At 60.2% G+C, this 16,528-nt stretch carries 15 protein-coding genes; 3 read left to right on the top strand and 12 right to left on the bottom strand.

From position 1 onward, the window contains the following. Position 1: 1 nt before the first annotated feature. The 4 genes from GJW30_RS09925 to GJW30_RS09910 are packed head-to-tail and all read right to left on the bottom strand — an operon-like array spanning position 2 to position 3,723. Positions 2-391, bottom strand: coding sequence for a RidA family protein (locus tag GJW30_RS09925; protein ID WP_096354831.1), 390 nt, complete (start codon positions 389-391; stop codon positions 2-4). An 8-nt stretch (positions 392-399) separates the two neighbouring features. Next, positions 400-2,019, bottom strand: a complete 1,620-nt coding sequence (locus GJW30_RS09920) for an acetate--CoA ligase (RefSeq protein ID WP_096354829.1) — start codon at positions 2,017-2,019, stop codon at positions 400-402. Beyond that, positions 2,012-2,488 carry a MaoC family dehydratase gene (locus GJW30_RS09915; protein WP_096354827.1) on the bottom strand — a complete coding sequence of 159 codons (477 nt, stop codon included), beginning with the start codon at positions 2,486-2,488 and terminating at the stop codon, positions 2,012-2,014. The genes GJW30_RS09920 and GJW30_RS09915 overlap by 8 nt, the downstream gene beginning before the upstream one ends. Continuing rightward, the gene (locus tag GJW30_RS09910) at positions 2,485-3,723 is read right to left on the bottom strand and encodes an ABC transporter substrate-binding protein (RefSeq protein ID WP_197703782.1); all 1,239 of its coding nucleotides are present in this window, start codon (positions 3,721-3,723) and stop codon (positions 2,485-2,487) included. Before GJW30_RS09910 ends, GJW30_RS09915 begins: the two co-directional genes overlap by 4 nt. Before the next feature lie 112 nt (positions 3,724-3,835). Between GJW30_RS09910 and GJW30_RS09905 the strand changes: the two genes are divergently transcribed. Then, a complete protein-coding gene (locus GJW30_RS09905; protein ID WP_165391646.1) occupies positions 3,836-4,633 on the top strand; it encodes an IclR family transcriptional regulator in 798 nt (265 codons plus the stop codon). Positions 4,634-4,783: 150 nt separating this feature from the next. Beyond that, on the top strand, positions 4,784-5,266 hold the full coding sequence (locus tag GJW30_RS09900; RefSeq protein ID WP_245408714.1) for a LysR substrate-binding domain-containing protein: 483 nt from the start codon (positions 4,784-4,786) through the stop codon (positions 5,264-5,266). 153 nt (positions 5,267-5,419) lie between these two features. On the opposite strand, the gene GJW30_RS09895 is transcribed toward GJW30_RS09900, so the two are convergent. The 8 genes from GJW30_RS09895 to GJW30_RS09860 form a co-directional block, all read right to left on the bottom strand. Further along, positions 5,420-6,373, bottom strand: coding sequence for a Bug family tripartite tricarboxylate transporter substrate binding protein (locus tag GJW30_RS09895; protein WP_165391645.1), 954 nt, complete (start codon positions 6,371-6,373; stop codon positions 5,420-5,422). A gap of 31 nt (positions 6,374-6,404) precedes the next feature. Beyond that, complete coding sequence (locus GJW30_RS09890) at positions 6,405-8,180, bottom strand: hydantoinase B/oxoprolinase family protein (protein ID WP_096354813.1); 1,776 nt, start codon at positions 8,178-8,180, stop codon at positions 6,405-6,407. Continuing rightward, entirely contained in the window at positions 8,173-10,278 is a 2,106-nt protein-coding gene (locus GJW30_RS09885; RefSeq protein WP_096354810.1) for a hydantoinase/oxoprolinase family protein, read from the bottom strand. Before GJW30_RS09885 ends, GJW30_RS09890 begins: the two co-directional genes overlap by 8 nt. After that, positions 10,275-11,177, bottom strand: a complete 903-nt coding sequence (locus tag GJW30_RS09880) for an alpha/beta hydrolase (RefSeq protein ID WP_096354807.1) — start codon at positions 11,175-11,177, stop codon at positions 10,275-10,277. Before GJW30_RS09880 ends, GJW30_RS09885 begins: the two co-directional genes overlap by 4 nt. A 4-nt stretch (positions 11,178-11,181) precedes the next feature. Then, positions 11,182-11,865 carry a DUF4286 family protein gene (locus tag GJW30_RS09875; RefSeq protein WP_096354804.1) on the bottom strand — a complete coding sequence of 228 codons (684 nt, stop codon included), beginning with the start codon at positions 11,863-11,865 and terminating at the stop codon, positions 11,182-11,184. 18 nt (positions 11,866-11,883) lie between these two features. Further along, a complete protein-coding gene (locus GJW30_RS09870; RefSeq protein WP_096354801.1) occupies positions 11,884-12,798 on the bottom strand; it encodes a LysR family transcriptional regulator in 915 nt (304 codons plus the stop codon). Positions 12,799-12,807: 9 nt separating this feature from the next. Then, positions 12,808-13,794, bottom strand: coding sequence for a Bug family tripartite tricarboxylate transporter substrate binding protein (locus tag GJW30_RS09865; RefSeq protein ID WP_096354799.1), 987 nt, complete (start codon positions 13,792-13,794; stop codon positions 12,808-12,810). 151 nt (positions 13,795-13,945) lie between these two features. Further along, the gene (locus tag GJW30_RS09860; protein WP_130364872.1) at positions 13,946-15,061 is read right to left on the bottom strand and encodes a Bug family tripartite tricarboxylate transporter substrate binding protein; all 1,116 of its coding nucleotides are present in this window, start codon (positions 15,059-15,061) and stop codon (positions 13,946-13,948) included. A 98-nt stretch (positions 15,062-15,159) separates the two neighbouring features. Between GJW30_RS09860 and GJW30_RS09855 the strand changes: the two genes are divergently transcribed. Then, positions 15,160-16,512, top strand: a complete 1,353-nt coding sequence (locus GJW30_RS09855) for an ABC transporter substrate-binding protein (protein ID WP_096354793.1) — start codon at positions 15,160-15,162, stop codon at positions 16,510-16,512. Positions 16,513-16,528: the final 16 nt, after the last annotated feature.

Genomic DNA, 16,528 nt, shown 5'->3' with positions numbered 1-16,528 from the left:
ATCAGAGCGCCGCGATCGCCTTGATTTCGATCAAGGCACCTTCGCGCACGAGACCGCTGACGACAACACCGGTCGCGGCCGGCCACGGCGGCCCTTTGAACAGCTCCGTACGCACGGCGGCAGTCTTCTTATAGTCGTCGAGCGAGAGCACATATTCGGTCGTCTCGACGATATTCGCCAAGCTGCCGCCGACGCTTTCGAGAATGATCTGGAATTTCTCGAAGATGAAGCGCGTCTGTGCGGCGATGTCGCCAGGCCCGACGATGTTGCCATGCGCGTCGCCCGCCGTGCTGCCCGACAGGAAAACGAGATTGCCGACGCGGACAGCCGGCGAGAATGTATAACGCTTCGGCCAATTCGGGCCGGGCAGGATTGGTTCATAGACAGCCATTTTTGAACTCACGTTTTTTCTCTGAGCATGAAACGTTGGATCTTGCCGGTCTCGGTTTTCGGCAAATTGTCGACGAAGGTGATTTCGCGCGGATACTGATGACGTCCCAATTTTGCACGGACGAGTTCGACGAGCTCCGTCGAGAGCGCGTCTGTGCCCGAGAAGCCCGGGCGCAGCGTTATCCATGCTTTGACGATCTCGCCGCGCATGTCGTCGGGCTTGCCGACAACGGCAGCTTCGGCAACAGCCGGATGGCGCAGCAGCGCGCTTTCAATTTCGAATGGCCCGATCCGATAACCCGCGCTCTTGATCATGTCGCCGGCGCGGCCCTCGAACCAAAAATATCCGTCGTGATCGCGGCGTGCGAGGTCCCCGGTTACGATTGAGCCCGCGCGCATCAAATCGCGCGACGCCGCTTCATCATTCCAATAGTTGACCCAGTATCGGCTATCGCCATCGGTGCGGCTGGCAAGAAACCCGATTGTACCGGACGGAAGCTCGGACCCGCTGTCGTCTACAATCGTGATATCGAAGCCAGGCGACGGAAGGCCCATCGAGCCGGCGCGCACCGGCACATCGAGCGTCCCGTAATTGCCGATCGGCAGCGCGAGTTCGGTCGCGCCGAAGTGATCCATCGGCGTCAAGTTCCACGCATCGCGAAAGAATTCGACGACCTTCGCGTTGAGCGGCTCACCGCAACTCGTGATGTTCTGCAACTGCGTGCGGACCCCGCTCACGCGCGCATCGCCAAGCGCCATCAGGCCGCGCAACAGCGTCGGGGTCGTTGCGAGCTTCGTTACGTCATGGCGCGCGAGGATCGAAAGTGCGAGATCCGCCGAAGGATTTGGCTGCAGCGAGACGACTGTCGCGCCGCGCGCCAGCGCGCCGAGATAGCAAACAAAGCCATATCCCCAGCCGGGATCGCCGGTCGGCCACAGCACGTCATCGGTACGAAGATCGATGCCGTAAGTGATGTAAGGCCAAATCGCCGCGAGAAAATTCACCGCGATCGCGCCGCCTTTCGGCTGGCCCGTTGAGCCCGATGTATATATCAGCGTCGCGATGCTTTCGCGATCGCGCGGCGTTTCGGCGAACACATCGCTGGCGCGCGAAAGCTCTTCGGCAAAATCGATGTCCCCGGCGACACGTTCGCCATCGCCGTGGACGCAGATGACGTCCGAACTGATCTCGGCCGGAAGCTGACCCCGCACCGCATGATGCGTCACGACGACGCGCGCGCCGCTATGCTCAAGGCGAAAGTTCAATGCATCGGGTCCGAAGCCCGTAAACAGCGGCACGTAGATCGCGCCCGCTTTAAGCACACCCAAGATGCAGATGAGTGTCTCGGGGACCCGCGGCATCAACCCGGCGACTCGGTCGCCCGGCGCGACACCACGGCTGCGCAGCACATTGGCAAATCGCGAACTCGCCTCGGACAATTCGCGGTAGCTGACGGTGATCTCACGGCCATCCTCGCCAATCCAGATCAGCGCAGGCCGAAGGCTATCCGTATGACGATCGACGATCGTATGCCCGAGCAAAACCGGCCCTGTGTCATCCCAATCGAGCGCTCGGCGAACAGAACTCCAGTCGAACGAGGCGCGCTCCGCGGCGTAGCGATCAAGCATTATCGCTCTCTCCGCTTCGCCACCGCAGCACGTAAGCGTGCTCGCCTTCTAGCACCGGTTCGCCATTCTGATTCAAGAGCTCGACCTTCAGCCGAAGCAGCGCGGTCGGCCGATCGGGTTTCCGATCGATCGAGACGACTTCGAAGCGGCTCGACACGCGCTCGCCGGGAAACACCGGTTCTTTAAAGCGACATTTCTGCTCGGCGAAAGCCACCATCGACTCTTCGAGTTGGCGCGACATCGGCGTCGCGCCCATCGCGGTCATCGACATCAGCAACAGCCCATGCGCCAAGCGCTTACCGAAGCGCGTCTTTGCCGCGTAAGCGTCATCGTAGTGGATCGGATGGTCGTCGCCGGTCAGCTTTGCGAAGCCCGCGAACGCTTCATCGTCGATGAGACGTTCGCTGCCGCTGAAGGTCTGGCCGACGACGAAGTCGCAAGCGTAAAGCTGGCGTTCAGCGCCACTCACTTGGCAGCGCTCTGATCGCGCACGATGGCGGGGAGCATCTTTCGCGTAAGATCGCTCTGCACCTCAACGATACGTGCCGCGACATTGCCTTCGCGCTGCGTCTCCGAGAAGGTCGTCGGCAGCGTAAGGCCGGTCTCGAAGCCCTTCAGGCTCTCGAGCGCCTTGATGAACCCATCCTGCGTGGGATTGCTGCCGGCGCGCTTCAACGCTTCATTGAAAGCAAGTGCACCACCATAGGCGAGCACGTCACCAAGATCGGGACGGCCCTGCTTCGCAAGATCCGGAAAACGCTTCTCGAACGCCGCGCGGAATTTCACCGCTGCCGGATCATCGCCTTCCGGGAGGACTTGCAGCGTGATGATATTCTGCGTTCCCGCCGCGGCTTCACCGACGATTTCCGGATACTTGCGGCTACCGGCCGAATTCGCGCCCATGACCTTCGCCTTGAGTCCAAGTTGCTTGGCTTGACGCGTGATGATCGCCGAGGGATTTGGATAACCGTAGATGATCACGACATCCGGCGCCGCCTGAATCGTACGCGTGATCTGCGCGGTGAAGTCAGAGTCGGAGAGATTGAAAACCTCCTCGTTGGCCAACTCGACTTTCAGCTCCTTCAAGCGGCCGACGACGGCCTCACCGCCGCGCTTGCCGTATTCGTCGGTCTGACGGATGAGCGAAATTTTCTTCGCCTTCATGTGCTCGATCACGTAATCGGCGATCGCGATGCCCTGCTGCCGATCATTCATCGGACCAGTGCGGAACACGGTACGGACGGCCGGCTCGGTGACCGCGGGTGTCGAGAACACCGAGATAAACACCGGTGTCTTGCTTGCTTTGAAGCTCGGGATCAGCGCTTGCCCGATCGCGCTCGATCCCGGCCCGAACACCGCGAACACCTTCTCCTGCTCGACGAGTCGCTTGAATGCCGCGATGCCCTTTGGCGGCGAAGACTCGTCATCGAGCGAGATCCATTCGATTTGGCGACCGTTGATGCCGCCCGCAGCATTCGCTTCTTCGAAAGCGATTGTAGCACCCGCGAGATTGCCCGTTCCGAAGATAGCCGCCGGTCCGGTCAAGCTGCCGAGGATGCCGATTTTGATGGCCTTGGCGCTCATGCCTGGCTCCTGCGCACGAACGATTTGCGGACTTAATGTCAGAGCGACCGCGGCTCCGAGCGCGAAGAGTCGACGCATAAGCATTCCAGGAAAAGTCAGTTTCGACGCCACTTCAGTCATGGATTCCTCTTTTCCGAAAATCGAGAAAACTTATTGATTATCGATAATCCTAGTGTTATGCCGCTGGCGTTGTCAACGATCGACCATGCTCAAAATTGACGCGGGCGCTGTTATGAAAGAAGTCAAGGCACCGCCGCTCGAGCGGTACATGCAACTCCTCGAGACGATCGGAGCGGCCGGCGACAGCCTGAATCTTTCCGAAGTCGCCGAGCGAACAAATCTGCCGGTCGGAACGGCGCACCGGCTGCTGCAAAATCTTCAGCGATCAGGCCTCGTCGAAATGCTCGGGCCGACGCGGAAGGACTATCGGCTTGGCGAACGATTGCTGCGCTTGCTGCATGCCGGATCCGGCGATGCATGGCTGCAAATCGCGGTTCAGCCGGCGCTCGACAAGCTTGCCAACGAACTCGCGGAGACCTGTTACCTCACTCAACTGGTGGGACATCAAGTAATGTCGATCGCTTGGGCGGTTCCGACAAAGGGCCTGCAAGGTTATGTCGTGCCCGGCCATGTGATGCCGCCTAACGCGGCCGCATCTGCGAAGGCCATTCTGGCTTTCCAACCGAAGAGCATTGTCGACAAGGCGTTGGCCGGGAAGTTAGCGAAACTCGCAGCGAAAACTCTAACGACGCGTGCCGCTGTCGAGCGCGAATATGCGTCGGTGCGAGAAGCTGGCCACGCGACGTGCTTCAACGAAATGGAGATGGGTGTCGGCGCACTTGCGGTGCCGATCCGCATTCCGGATATCGGCGTTATTTACAGCCTCGGCGCATCGGGCCTAATCGATCGACTAACGCGACGGCCGCAAGATGATGTCATTCGGTCGATGAACCGCGTCGGCAATCAGTTGTCGCGTGTTCTACGCGACCGCGTCCAAGACACCCCAGGTGGGCGACTTTCAAGGCGGTGATCGCTCGCGTCGCGATCAGGCAATTTTGATGCGGACGAATGCGCGTTTGCTTGAGAATCTCCACCACCCGCAAGCATAACGATGCTGCCCACCTTGCTTGCCCGCCCCTCAATGGCAAGATCGCAGTGTGGGAGTCGGCGTCACTCGCTCATGGGAGAATATCCGCGCGTTAACATCGTGACGGCAACAGGACTTAACGGCGCGATGATCGAGCGGCTCGGAAGTCCGTTTGATCTCGTCATCGCGATGCATCCGTCTGGCACGGGCAGAGGGCATTTTCTGCGCCGCGAGCAAGCCGTCTGGGCCGCGGCAATCAACGATCTAGACTTATCCGATCAGCTACAGCTGGCGCTCTATCCACCTGAGTGCTTATTGCGGGAGTGGGCCATCGAAGCACTCGACAAAATCGGTCCTGGTTGGCGCTTAGCTTTCGTGAGTCACAGCACAGCCGCTGTCGAAGCTGTCGCAGCGGAGGGACTTGCTGTAACCGTGATGAAAGCCGGAACTTTTCCGCGCAGTCTGCGCCATGTTCCCGAATCCGTGTTGCCGCCACTACCCTCTGCCGACATCTGTCTGCACACAACGCGATCGCTAGCGCGTGCCAAGCATCTCTTAGTGTTGTCGATGCGATGAAGGGCCGCGTGGACAGCCGATTTGCCGGTTAGACGCAAGCAAATTTTAGCCCGCTCGCAACGCCTCGACGAGAGAGATAGCTCTGTCGGAACGTCACTACTAGCTGGGCGCGAAATCGCGCCCAGTTGTTAGCTCATCTTAACTCTGGGCCATTCATTGGCGTGCCAAGTTCATTGAGCGCGCCAATGATTCATACAGATCGACTTCGTCGTTGATCGTTTTCTTGAACTGCTCGGGACCCTCGGCCAAGACGTCGACGCCGATCTCCTGCAACCGCTTCTGAGTCTCCGGCATCTTGACGGCCTCCATCACAGCCGCGTTGATCTTCTGCACTAATGTCGCAGGCATGTCGGCAGGTCCGCACAGACCAATCCATGTCTCCGACAAAACTTTCGGCAAGCCGAGTTCGCCAAATGTTGGTACATCCGGAAGAAACGACGAACGCTTCGCGGAGCCCATCGCCAAGGCGCGAACTTCGCCGGCCTGCACTGCGCTGAGCGCCGAGTTCACCGCCGAGAATGACATGGGGATGTGACCGCCCAACACAGCTTGAAGCGATTCACCCGAGCTTTTGAAAGGAATGTGATTCAGCTTCACCTTCGCTTCTCGCTCGAACAGAATTCCCATGAAGTGAGATGTCGAACCTACGCCCGAACTTCCATAGGGGATCTCGCCCGGACGTGCCGCCGCATCCGCAATCACCTCTTTCACGTTCGTGTACTTCGTGTTCTTGGCCACGGCCAACATGGACGGCGCGCTCGCGATCAAGCTGATCGGCGTCAGTGCGGTCTTGGTGTCGAAGTCGAGCGTTCGGATGGCTGGCACAATCGTATAGGTGCCCGGGATCATGATGAGCGTCGTGCCGTCGGGCTTCGCGCGAGATACCTGTTGGACGGCAATCGAGCCGGCGCCGCCGGGACGGTTCTCGACGATGACAGTTGTGTTGAGGCGTTTGCCCATCTCGTCGCTTAGCACTCGCGCGAGGATGTCCGTGACGCCGCCGGCGGCGAACCCAATCACGATCCGGATCGGGGCCGAATCTTGAGCCGCCGTGCTGGAGACGCCAATGGCCAGCGCCAACAGCGCTGCACTCATTTTCTTCAGCATGCGCATTTCCCCTCTTCTTGTTGTTATTGTTTTATTTCGCAGCCGCCATCGCCCTGCGGCGCGCCGCGGTTGCCTGCTGATCGATTTGATAGTCGTCATTCAGCACCACTCCGTAGGCACTCTTCGCCGCATCTACCGACACGTATCCCTCGGATACATCGCGGAGCACGCTGAGCGGATCGCGCTCGTAAGCTGGCCCGTTTCCGCCACCGCCGCCGCTCGAGATGACGACGACATCTCCAGCCACCATCTCCAGCTTGCCTTTCTTGAGAACGGACACATCGCCTGAAGCGCGGCGCACTTCACCGCCCGCGGTCGCGGCAGCGCTACCTCCGGCCAGACCCCATGGCGGACAGCGCGTGCGATCCATCTTGTTCATCAAGGTCACGGACTGCAGGAAGCGGTAGACCTTTTCGATACCGAGGCCGCCGCGAAACTTTCCGGCGCCGCCGGAATTCGTCCGCAACTTCTTCGACTCGATACGATACGGATACATCGCCTCTTGGATTTCGACCGGTACGTCGCGAACATCGCCGTGCGTCGTCGAGCGATAAGGACCAGGGCCGTCGGAGTCGGCAAATGCCCCCCAACCTCCCGACATCGCGTCGAGACAAAGGAAACGGGTTCCCGATCTTTCGTCGACACCCGTGATGGTGTGCGTGCCGTAGATACCGTGATGTCCGGCCGGAATCCGATCCGGCAACGCTTCGGCAAAAGCGCTGAGAATCGTATCGACGACGCTTGCGTGTGTATTGCCAGCGCTGCCATACGCAGCATCAGGACGCGCACTGAGAAACTTGCCGTCCGGAATAACAATTTTGACGCGTTCGAAGTCGCCTTCGTTTACGGGCGACATCGACGAGAATAGGAATTTGGCGACCATCCGCCCCACAGCGACGGCGCCACCCTCCCGGCCCGAATTGAATGGGCCGGATACTTGGTCATTCACATCCGATAGATCGATCGTAAGGCCGTCTTCATCGACAATGACCTTCACGTCGACCTTGATCGGTTCGCCGACTTTGATTCCGTCGTCGTCAAAAAAGGACGACGCCGTGTACGTACCGTGCGGCAGAGTTTGCAAAGCACGCGCCATGCTACTCTCCGCATCCGCATGCATCGCTTCCATTGCGGCTTGCACTTCCGCCAGGCCGTGTTGAGACACCACTTGCCGCACCATGTCGTGGCCCATTTGACAGCCGCCGAGTTGTGCCTCGAGGTCTCCCATCACCAGGCGTGGGAACCGCGTATTGACCTCGATCAAACGGAATATCTCGCGCCGCCGCTCGCCGCGATTGACGAGCTTGAGCAGCGGAAATTGCACGCCTTCCTGGTAGACCTCCGTCGTGGTCGGAGACAAACAGGAACCCGGCATCATCCCGCCGACGTCCACCCAATGGACCAGCACCGCGAAGAATCCGAGCAAATGTCCATCGATACGGATCGGCGTGAACATGCAGACATCGTTGAGATGCTTGCCAAGCGTTGCAGCCTCGTTGCTGATGAAGACGTCGCCTTCCTGCATCTCGTCGGCGCCGATGAGATCGAGGCCGGAACGCACCGCGAGGCCGAGAGCATTCGCAACAAAGCCCGGCAGACTGTAACGCGATTGGGTGACGAGGCTACCGGTCGCGTCGACGAAACCGACCGCATAATCTTTGTATTCCTGTACGAGCAAGCTAAAGGCCGTGCGCTCGATATTCTTTTCGATCACGTTCGGAATCGCGATCAGGCGTTGGCGAATGATCTGTAATTCGATCGGGTCGATTGCATGCGCAAATTCGAGCGAGTGGGAAATGTCATCCATTGGCTGACTGCCTTTTGCGCATCAAACCTTCGCAGCGAATTCGGAGTTCGCCGAATTCACCTACAACCAGCTTGTCCTTTGGTCCGACTACGACGGTCGAGCTGTATTCTTCTACGATGGCCGGACCATTCAACTCCGCACCTGCGCCGAGATCAGTCCGTGCATAAACGGGCGTATCCAGCCGGCGGCTGAGCTCAGAAAAATAGACGGAGCGATGTGTTCGCGGCTTCGGTGAAGTATGACCGCCAGCCGGCCGCATCCGCTCCAGGCTCGGCCGCGAGGTCGGAACCAAGGCGCCGACACGGAGCACGACGAAGGCCGTTCCGGTGCCTTCGTTGAGATGTCCGTAGCGCGCACGGTAAACCGCTTCGAATGCCGACTGCACCGACTCTACGGTCAGCTCAGCCGGCAAGGGAACGCGGACCGTGTGGGACTGGCCGATGTAACTGATGTCGGCTTCGTAGATGAATGAGATCGCCGAAACGTCGAACTCCGCCGACATGGATTGGCGTAGCTCGACCGAGATCGTCGCGATCATCGACTTCGCAGTATCGAGATTTTCGGCACTCAGTTCTTTAAGGAAGGTGCGTGAGGCATCGCGGCGCGCTTCCGCCATGAGCATGCCGAGCGACGAGAAAGCACCCGGGTGCGGCGGGACGATGACGTCGCGGATGCCGATATTGCGTGCGAGGTCACCACCGAACAGTGGCCCTCCGCCGCCGAAGACGAAGAGCTGATAGTCGAGTATGTTGCGTCCGCGCTCGACGGTGATCTCCTTGATAGCGCCAGACATGGTGACCGTCGCCAGATCGAGGATGCCTTGCGCGACGCGATCGACGCGATCGCCTGCCGCAAAGCCGAGTGGCCCGGCCAACTTCTTATCGATGACGCCGAACGAAGCCTGCTCGTCCAACTTCAATCGGCCATTCATGAAACTGTCGGAGCCGATCCTGCCCAACACGAGATTAGCGTCGGTTACCGTCGGGGCGTCGCCGCCCCGGCCGAAACAGACGGGCCCTGGGTCGGAACCAGCACTCTTCGGGCCTAACCGAAGCCGCGTATTATCGTCGAGCCACGCGATCGACCCGCCGCCCGCCCCTACTTCGACGATATCGAGCACCGGCGTGCGGAGCGGAAAGCCCCTCTCGTAACCACCCACCCAGTAGGTATTGGTGACATCGAATTGAGCGTTTTCGACGAGCGCACATTTGGCTGTCGTGCCGCCCATGTCGAAAGCAATCATGCGCGAAATCCCGAGAGCCTTCGCGTAAGCCGCGGCGCCAATGCATCCGCCGATGGGCCCGGACTCGACAAGAGCAACGGGCTGCTCGATGGCTGCGTCCGCGCTCATAACACCACCGTTCGAGCCCATCATGTAGAAGCGACCGCTGAACGCACGCTCTTTCAGCGCCTGCTCGAATCCCTCGACGTATTTCGCCATCTGCGCGCCGACGAAAGCGTTCGCGACCGCGGTCGATGTGCGCTCGTATTCCATCCACTCGCGCGAGAGTTCTGTCCCGATCGTGATGTAGACGCCGGGCAGAAGGTCGCGAAGAATCTCGCGCACCTGCTTCTCGTGTTCGGCATTAGCGTAAGCGTTCAGCAGCGAGATCGCCACAGCTTCCGCTCCCGCCGAGCGGAGTGCGCGCGCAACCTGCTCGACGCTCCCGACGTCGAGCGGCTGCAGCACATTACCCTGCCCGTCAACTCGCTCGATCACTTCGAAGCGCATACTCCGTTGCACGAGCGGCGGATCGCGTCGATAACGCAGATTGAAGGTCTCCGGCCGATTGCCGCGAGCGATCTCGAGGACGTCGCGGAAACCTTTCGTGGTCACAAGCGCCGCTCTGCACCCCTTGCGCTGAATGAACGAGTTGATGACGTGGGTCGTGCCGTGCTTGAACAGCGAAGCCTGGTCGACGCGCGCTTGCGCATCCTCCAGCCCCGCGATGACGCCATCGACTAGATTTCCGTACGTCGTCAGCGTTTTTCCAAAGCGCGTTTCGCCGGTCTCGCAATCATAGACTGCCAGATCCGTGAAAGTTCCACCTGTATCGGCAGCGATCAAAAAGCGATCCGCGCTCGTCACGCTGCTCATTTCGTATCCCCGATCAGATGCTCGACGAACCAGTCGCGCGCGGCCGTGCTAGAAATCTGAAACAGCCGGACATATGGGTCGTAGTGCCCGCCATCGAACAACACGAGCTTCTTCGGCTGCAGCGCACGCTCATAAGCCTGAAGTGCAAGATCTGTTGCGGTGAGCGTGTCGCGATTGCCGACGATCATCAACAACGGCGTCGGGCTTATGCGGCCGATGTATATGCCAGGTTCGTATTCGCGCAGCATCTCCGCGCTGCGCAGCGTAACTTCGTTTCGGCGCGTCGGCGCGACTTTGAGGCTTTCCTGGAAAAATGCCCAGGCGTCTGCTCCACCATTGAAGCACGCCGTTTGCGGATCCTCTGCGACGAGCGGCATTGTGCCGGGCAGCTCACCTGCGAAGCGGCGGCGGCGATCTTCTTCGAACCGGGCACGCGATGCAGCCATCTGGTCTGCGCGCGTTCGGCGCAACGAACCTGCGTGGCCGCTGATTGTCGGAACTTGCGACACGACACATTTCACGCGCCGATCAATCGCTCCGAGCATCAAAACGTGGCCGCCGCTGAGGCTCGTTCCCCACGCGCCGATCCGCGCACCATCGACGGACGGCAGCGTCTGCGCGAAGGAGATGGCGTGGCGGTAGTCTCGCATCTGCAGGATCGGGTCGATCTCCTGCCGCACCACACCGTCGCTGGCGCCGAAGTTACGATGATCGAAGATGACCGATGCCAGACCGGCGGCCGCGAACACCTCAGCATAGCGGTCTAGGTATTGTTCTTTTAAGGCGGCCGATCCATGCGCCATGACGATCGTCGGGAACGGCCCCTTCCCTTCCGTTGGAACGTAGTGCCAGCCGCGCAGGGTTACGCCTTCAGCGTCGAACTCGATGTCGTTTCTCATCGCGCTAAGCTCGCTCGGTCTTGCTTGCGACCCGCTCAGTGATAGGCTTCATCGCAGCTGTCATGCGATCCGCAGCATCCTTCGCGACAGCCTCCCACGACTTCGGGCGGCCCGCGTCGTCACCGCGCGCGAAGAAGGCGAGATCGTACGGAGTAGGACCGGGGCGCGATTGCCGATCATGCGCTACGAGGAGACCCTCAACGCCCGCGAGTTCGGTAGAAAGCGCTTGCTGCGGCTTAACCAGATCGAGCGTGCCGCGATCGAAACGCCACGAGACAGCCAGCGGCCATGTCGGTCTAAATACGACACCGCGGCTGACGCTGCGGTCAATGGCGTCCGTGGACGGCATCTTATCGGTGCCGCGCCGCTCAGCGATTCCGCCGATCGCGCGTTCGAGATCGTCAAACTCGTAAACCGCAAGATAATCCGGCGTGGGTTGGCCGGTGGTGAGATCGAGCAATGCGAAGCGCTGCGCAGCGCGAATGCCCGGAATAGCAATCAGATCATAGATGTGACGGTCTGAGTACCAGGCGTTGAACGCTTCGTCCTGCCCCGGCTTGGCGCGCGTGAAGACGAGATAGAAATAGCTTTGCACAGGACCTCCCCATCGACCGTTGTTGATGCGGAAGGTGCCTGCCTTGCTGGTCCGCGGCCAGCCGATGTGCGGAACATCGCTTGTGAGCCGCATTCACAAGCGATCCTGCGATCACGCGGGCGGGATAGCCCAGGGACTATGGGAAAATTTCCGGCACAGAAAATCGACGAACGTGCGGATGCGAAGCGATTGCTGCGGTTGCGGCTGGTAAAGCGCGAATATCGGCTCTCGCGAAGCGCCGCTGTAGCCAGGAAGCAAGCGCACGAGCGCTCCCGATCGAATATCGTCCGCGACGACGAAATCGGCGACGCGAATGATCCCGACACCGCGAAGGGCGAGCTCTCGCAACATGGGAGCTTGGTTCGACGCGACGTTCCCGGTGACGGCCTGACGTCCCGGAGAATAGTTGTCGAAGGTCCAAACGATCGAATGCGTTCTGACCGAGAAGTTGATGCAGTTGTGCCCTGCAAGCTCCTCCGGCGTTGTCGGAATGCCACGGTTCGCGATGTACGACGGAGCGGCGCAAATCACCCAGCCGCTCTCGGCGATCTTTCGGGCCATCAGCGAACTGTCGGTGTGATCGCCGAGACGCAGCACCACATCGACATCGGCTTCGACGAAATCCATCTTCTCGGTTCCCAATTGCAGGTCGAGGCGTATCTGCGGATTGAGAACAAGAAACTCCGGGATAATCGGTGCAAGCTGGGACAACGCAAAAGACGGAAGCCCGTAAACGCGCAGCAACCCCGAAGGGATGGCGGCAAATGCGTCAGCAAGCTTGTCAGTGTCGTCCATCGCCTCGAGCACGCGAGATGCTCGTTGGAGCAGCGCTTCGCCTTCTTGAGACAAACGCACCGAATGCGTGCTGCGATTGAACAGACGAACGCCGAAGCGCTTCTCAAGCCGCGATACCAGCTTACTGACGGCGGAAGGCGTCAGGTCTAGGGCGCGTGCCGCGGCCGAGAATGTGCCGCTCTTCGCGATTTGCACGAAGGCGGCGATTTCCTGAAACCGGTCGGCGCGCATTGAACGTCTCTAGTTTTGCTTGAGCCCGACGGACTCGATAACGGGCCGCCACTTAGCCATCTCGCTCTTCACCTGCTCGGTCAACTGCTCGGGTGTCGAGCCGATCGGATCCGCGCTGAGTTCGCGCAACCTCTTCTGAATTTCCGCGTCGTCGACGGCTTCCTTGAAGCGCGCACTCAAGTATCGAGACATAGCCTCCGGCATTCCGGGCGGCGCGAATACCGCGTTCCACGTATACGTCTCGTAGTTTGCAAGCCCCTGCTCCGCGACCGTGGGCAAGTCCGGAAACGAAGGTGACCGTACTTTCGTCGTGATGCCGAGCGCACGCACGGCGCTATCGCGAATGAAGCCCGCCGCGCCGGACAACACATCGAAGAGGATCGGGATCTGTCCTCCGACAAGATCCGTCATCGCTGGTCCGCCTCCGCGATACGGAACATGCGTCATGCTGACGCCAGCCATCGATTTGAAAAGCTCGCCCGACAAATGCGGCGGCGTTCCATTTCCGGACGATCCGTAGGTGTGCTTTCCAGGCTCCGTCTTCAGCCAAGCGATGAGGCCCTGAATATCCTTCGCCGGCGTCTTTTGACTGACGACGATCACATTCGGCACCACCGCGACTAGGCTCACGGGAGTAAAATCGCTGAGCGGATCGTAAGGCGGCTTCGCGGCCATCAACGGATTGATCGCATGCGTGGACACCGTTCCCATCAGCAATACACTGCCGTCCGGCGCGCCACGCGCGATGCGGGTTGCGCCGGTGATGCCGCCGGCACCCGCGACATTCTCGACAATGACCGACTGCCCGATCAGCTCCGATAGGCGCTTTGCGACGAGGCGGCTGACGATGTCGGTCGCGCCACCCGCAGCGAAGGGGACGACAAGCGTGATCGGACCTCTTATCGGGTTCGCCTGGGCAAATAAGCACCGGGCACCAATGCCGGTTGCGAATGTCGTGCCTATGCCGAGCGCGGCGCGACGCGAGATCCTGATCATGACGCTTCCCCGATCATTCTTGTTTTTGCGACGACGTTCTCACGTCGGGTCGAAAGTGTTGCGGCATTCTGGTGCAGATGCCGAGGCATCCGCAACTTGGGCGGAAAGCGGCGCATTGTTTGCGATCCCGGCAACGAAATTGCTTAGCGTTTCACCCACCAAGCGCGCCGAACTCTCTGAGCTGGTTCGGTAGCGCCGCGTATTGAGCGCGCATATAGGCGTCGAAATCCTGGCCGATCCGCTCCCAGGGGGCCATATGGGTTTTTCGGAGCAGTTCCAGATGCTCCGGATCGGCGTAAGCTTTCCGCAGCGCCTGCTCAAGAACGGCTACGACCGGAGCGGCCATACCCGCCGGACCACCGACGCCGTAGGGAAGCATCGTCGTAGCGTCGATACCGAGTTCGGCGGCCGTCGGAACGTCGGGCCATTCGGGAAGGCGGTTTTCCGCCGAAACGGCCAAAACGTGAATGCCGCCGCCCGCGACGGTGCCGACCAGTGCGCCGACGGCGTCGCAGATCAAATCGATGAAGCCGCCGAGCGCCGCAGTGATGATCTCGGAACTGCTGCGAAATGGCACGCCCTGAAATCGTGCGCCAGTTCGCGCCTCGAACATCTTCATGGCCCATGATGGGAGTTTTGGAGAGCCTGCCGCACCGTAGGTCAGCTTGCCCGGCGTTTTGCGCCCTTCCTCAACAAGCTGCTGCAGCGTCTTGATCGGCGAGTCGGCGCGAACAGCCCAGCAGAACGGCACTGAAGCGCCGGTCCCGAGATAAGTGAAATCGAGCTCGGGATTGAATGTGCCGTTGCCGAGCAACTGCTCGCGCATCATCACTTCGGTGATGTTGCCGATGGTGTAGCCGTCGGCATTCGCATGTTTGATGTAGGTCGTGCCGATCGTGCTGCCTGCTCCCGGCTTATTCAGCACGACGAAGCCTTGGCCCAAATAGCGCGTCAGAATCGTCGCAAGACCGCGATAATAGATATCGCTTGTCCCTCCTGCGCCATAGCAGACGACCATCTCGATCAAGCGGTTCGGATAACCGCTTTGCCCTAGCGCGGGTAAAGTCGACACGATCGCAGCGCCGGTTCCGGCAAGCACGTCGCGCCGCGAGAGACGCGCGCGTGTTGAGCTGTCCATTTCACTCCCCGCTCTCTTTGTTGTTGTCGCGTATTTCAAAGGAGATTGGTCGAACCGGCAAGTAGTAAGAGATCGACGAGGACCTTCAATCCGGCGCGAGCGCATCCGGCGCAGGCCGACCAGCGACACTCAGCGTCCTTGACCAACGCCCCGCAGCGTCCCTACGCTGACGCAATAACAATTCCCGCCATCCGTATGGATGCGACGGGATTTAGGGAGGATTTGCAATGACACACCGCCCGTCCAGAAGAGCGGTCTTAGCCACTGGCGCCGCAGCCGGCGCGATCCTCGCCGCTCCCGCATTCGCTCAGACGCGCGAGCGTGTAGCCCGCGTGTGGGGTGAGCCAGGCCCCTATATCGGCGTCTTCACGAATGGCTTGAACGAATGGGCGCAGAAGAACGCTCCCGGACTCAAGTTCGAGGCCGAGCAGATCGCTTGGGACGCGGTCTACACAAAACTCGCCACCGATCTCGCGGCGCGGCGGCCGCCGGCGCTGATCAGCGTCGAAAGCCCGATCGCGTATCAGCTCGCGGCCGAGGGCCTGCTTGAGCCAATGCAGGACGTCAATCAGTCGATCCGCGCGAAGGAACGGCTCGTCGATGGCTTTACGGTCGGTGATTTCGGCACGTGGAAAGGCACCGAATTTGCAGTGCCGTTGCATCATCAAGGCTGTCTGTTCGTCGTGCAGGACGACGCACGCCAAGAGGCCGGCCTTTCCGATCCGGCGAACTGGACGTGGAACGATTTCCTCAACGGCGCCAAGGCGATTCAACAGAAGCGTCAAGGCACAGCGGGTTTCACGATGGCGCTCGGCCGCAACCTCTGCGGCGACTATCATGTGCAGCAACTGATGTGGCAGGCCGGCGGCCTGACATGGGACCCGAGCCGCAATTTCGAGACGACGTTCAATAGTCCGCAGACGATCGAAGCTTACGAGTTTCTGAAAGAGCTTTACGGAACGATGCCGAAGTCGGCGGTGGAATTCAGCTTCCTGCAGGTCGTCGACCAGCACGTCACCGGGCGCACAGGCTCAAGCTTCTACTGGGGCCGCACGATGGGCCGCGCGTTCGACGAAGCTAAGCCCATTTACGAGAAGATGGAGTACTACCTCAATCCGGCACATCCGCGCACCGGAGCACGCTGGTCGTGGACCGACATCAACGGCTTCATCATGCCGCGCCAGAATAATCCCTTCATCAAGGAGACGAAGGAGGCGATGGCTTATGTGATGAACAGCACGGACTGGATGGTGAAGTATTCGGCGAGCCTGTTCCCGAATGTCGGCCCGGTCTTCAAGGACCAAGCGTCGGCTGCCGGACTCACGGAACATCCGATGTACAAGCAGAAGAAACGCAGCGTCGACGTCATCTTCACCGGCTTCGTGCCGCATGCTTGTAACTCGGGCCATGAACTCAAGAAGGGCGTCAATCCGCTCGCCGGAATCGCTCACGGACGCAACGTTTGGTCGCACGTTGCGCAGCGTATTCTCGTCAACAACGAGGCGCCGAAAGCTGCCGTCGAATGGGGACACAAACAGTTCGACGACTTGCGTCGCGAGAACCGCCGGCTGCTCGGATAATCTGAGGTGAAGTTCC

It is taken from the genome of Variibacter gotjawalensis, from assembly GCF_002355335.1.
GTDB lineage: Bacteria > Pseudomonadota > Alphaproteobacteria > Rhizobiales > Xanthobacteraceae > Variibacter > Variibacter gotjawalensis.
Note: the sequence above shows the minus strand (reverse complement) of the source record. Positions and strands in the feature narration are given on the sequence as shown.

Excerpts from the sequence above, each read along its gene's own strand:
- GJW30_RS09925 (WP_096354831.1), bottom strand. The coding sequence starts at position 391 with ATGGCTGTCTATGAACCAATCCTGCCCGGCCCGAATTGGCCGAAGCGT.
- GJW30_RS09920 (WP_096354829.1), bottom strand. The coding sequence starts at position 2,019 with ATGCTTGATCGCTACGCCGCGGAGCGCGCCTCGTTCGACTGGAGTTCT.
- GJW30_RS09910 (WP_197703782.1), bottom strand. The coding sequence starts at position 3,723 with ATGACTGAAGTGGCGTCGAAACTGACTTTTCCTGGAATGCTTATGCGT.
- GJW30_RS09905 (WP_165391646.1), top strand. The coding sequence starts at position 3,836 with ATGAAAGAAGTCAAGGCACCGCCGCTCGAGCGGTACATGCAACTCCTC.
- GJW30_RS09900 (WP_245408714.1), top strand. The coding sequence starts at position 4,784 with ATGGGAGAATATCCGCGCGTTAACATCGTGACGGCAACAGGACTTAAC.
- GJW30_RS09895 (WP_165391645.1), bottom strand. The coding sequence starts at position 6,373 with ATGCTGAAGAAAATGAGTGCAGCGCTGTTGGCGCTGGCCATTGGCGTC.
- GJW30_RS09890 (WP_096354813.1), bottom strand. The coding sequence starts at position 8,180 with ATGGATGACATTTCCCACTCGCTCGAATTTGCGCATGCAATCGACCCG.
- GJW30_RS09885 (WP_096354810.1), bottom strand. The coding sequence starts at position 10,278 with ATGAGCAGCGTGACGAGCGCGGATCGCTTTTTGATCGCTGCCGATACA.
- GJW30_RS09880 (WP_096354807.1), bottom strand. The coding sequence starts at position 11,177 with ATGAGAAACGACATCGAGTTCGACGCTGAAGGCGTAACCCTGCGCGGC.
- GJW30_RS09875 (WP_096354804.1), bottom strand. The coding sequence starts at position 11,865 with ATGCGGCTCACAAGCGATGTTCCGCACATCGGCTGGCCGCGGACCAGC.
- GJW30_RS09870 (WP_096354801.1), bottom strand. The coding sequence starts at position 12,798 with ATGCGCGCCGACCGGTTTCAGGAAATCGCCGCCTTCGTGCAAATCGCG.
- GJW30_RS09865 (WP_096354799.1), bottom strand. The coding sequence starts at position 13,794 with ATGATCAGGATCTCGCGTCGCGCCGCGCTCGGCATAGGCACGACATTC.
- GJW30_RS09855 (WP_096354793.1), top strand. The coding sequence starts at position 15,160 with ATGACACACCGCCCGTCCAGAAGAGCGGTCTTAGCCACTGGCGCCGCA.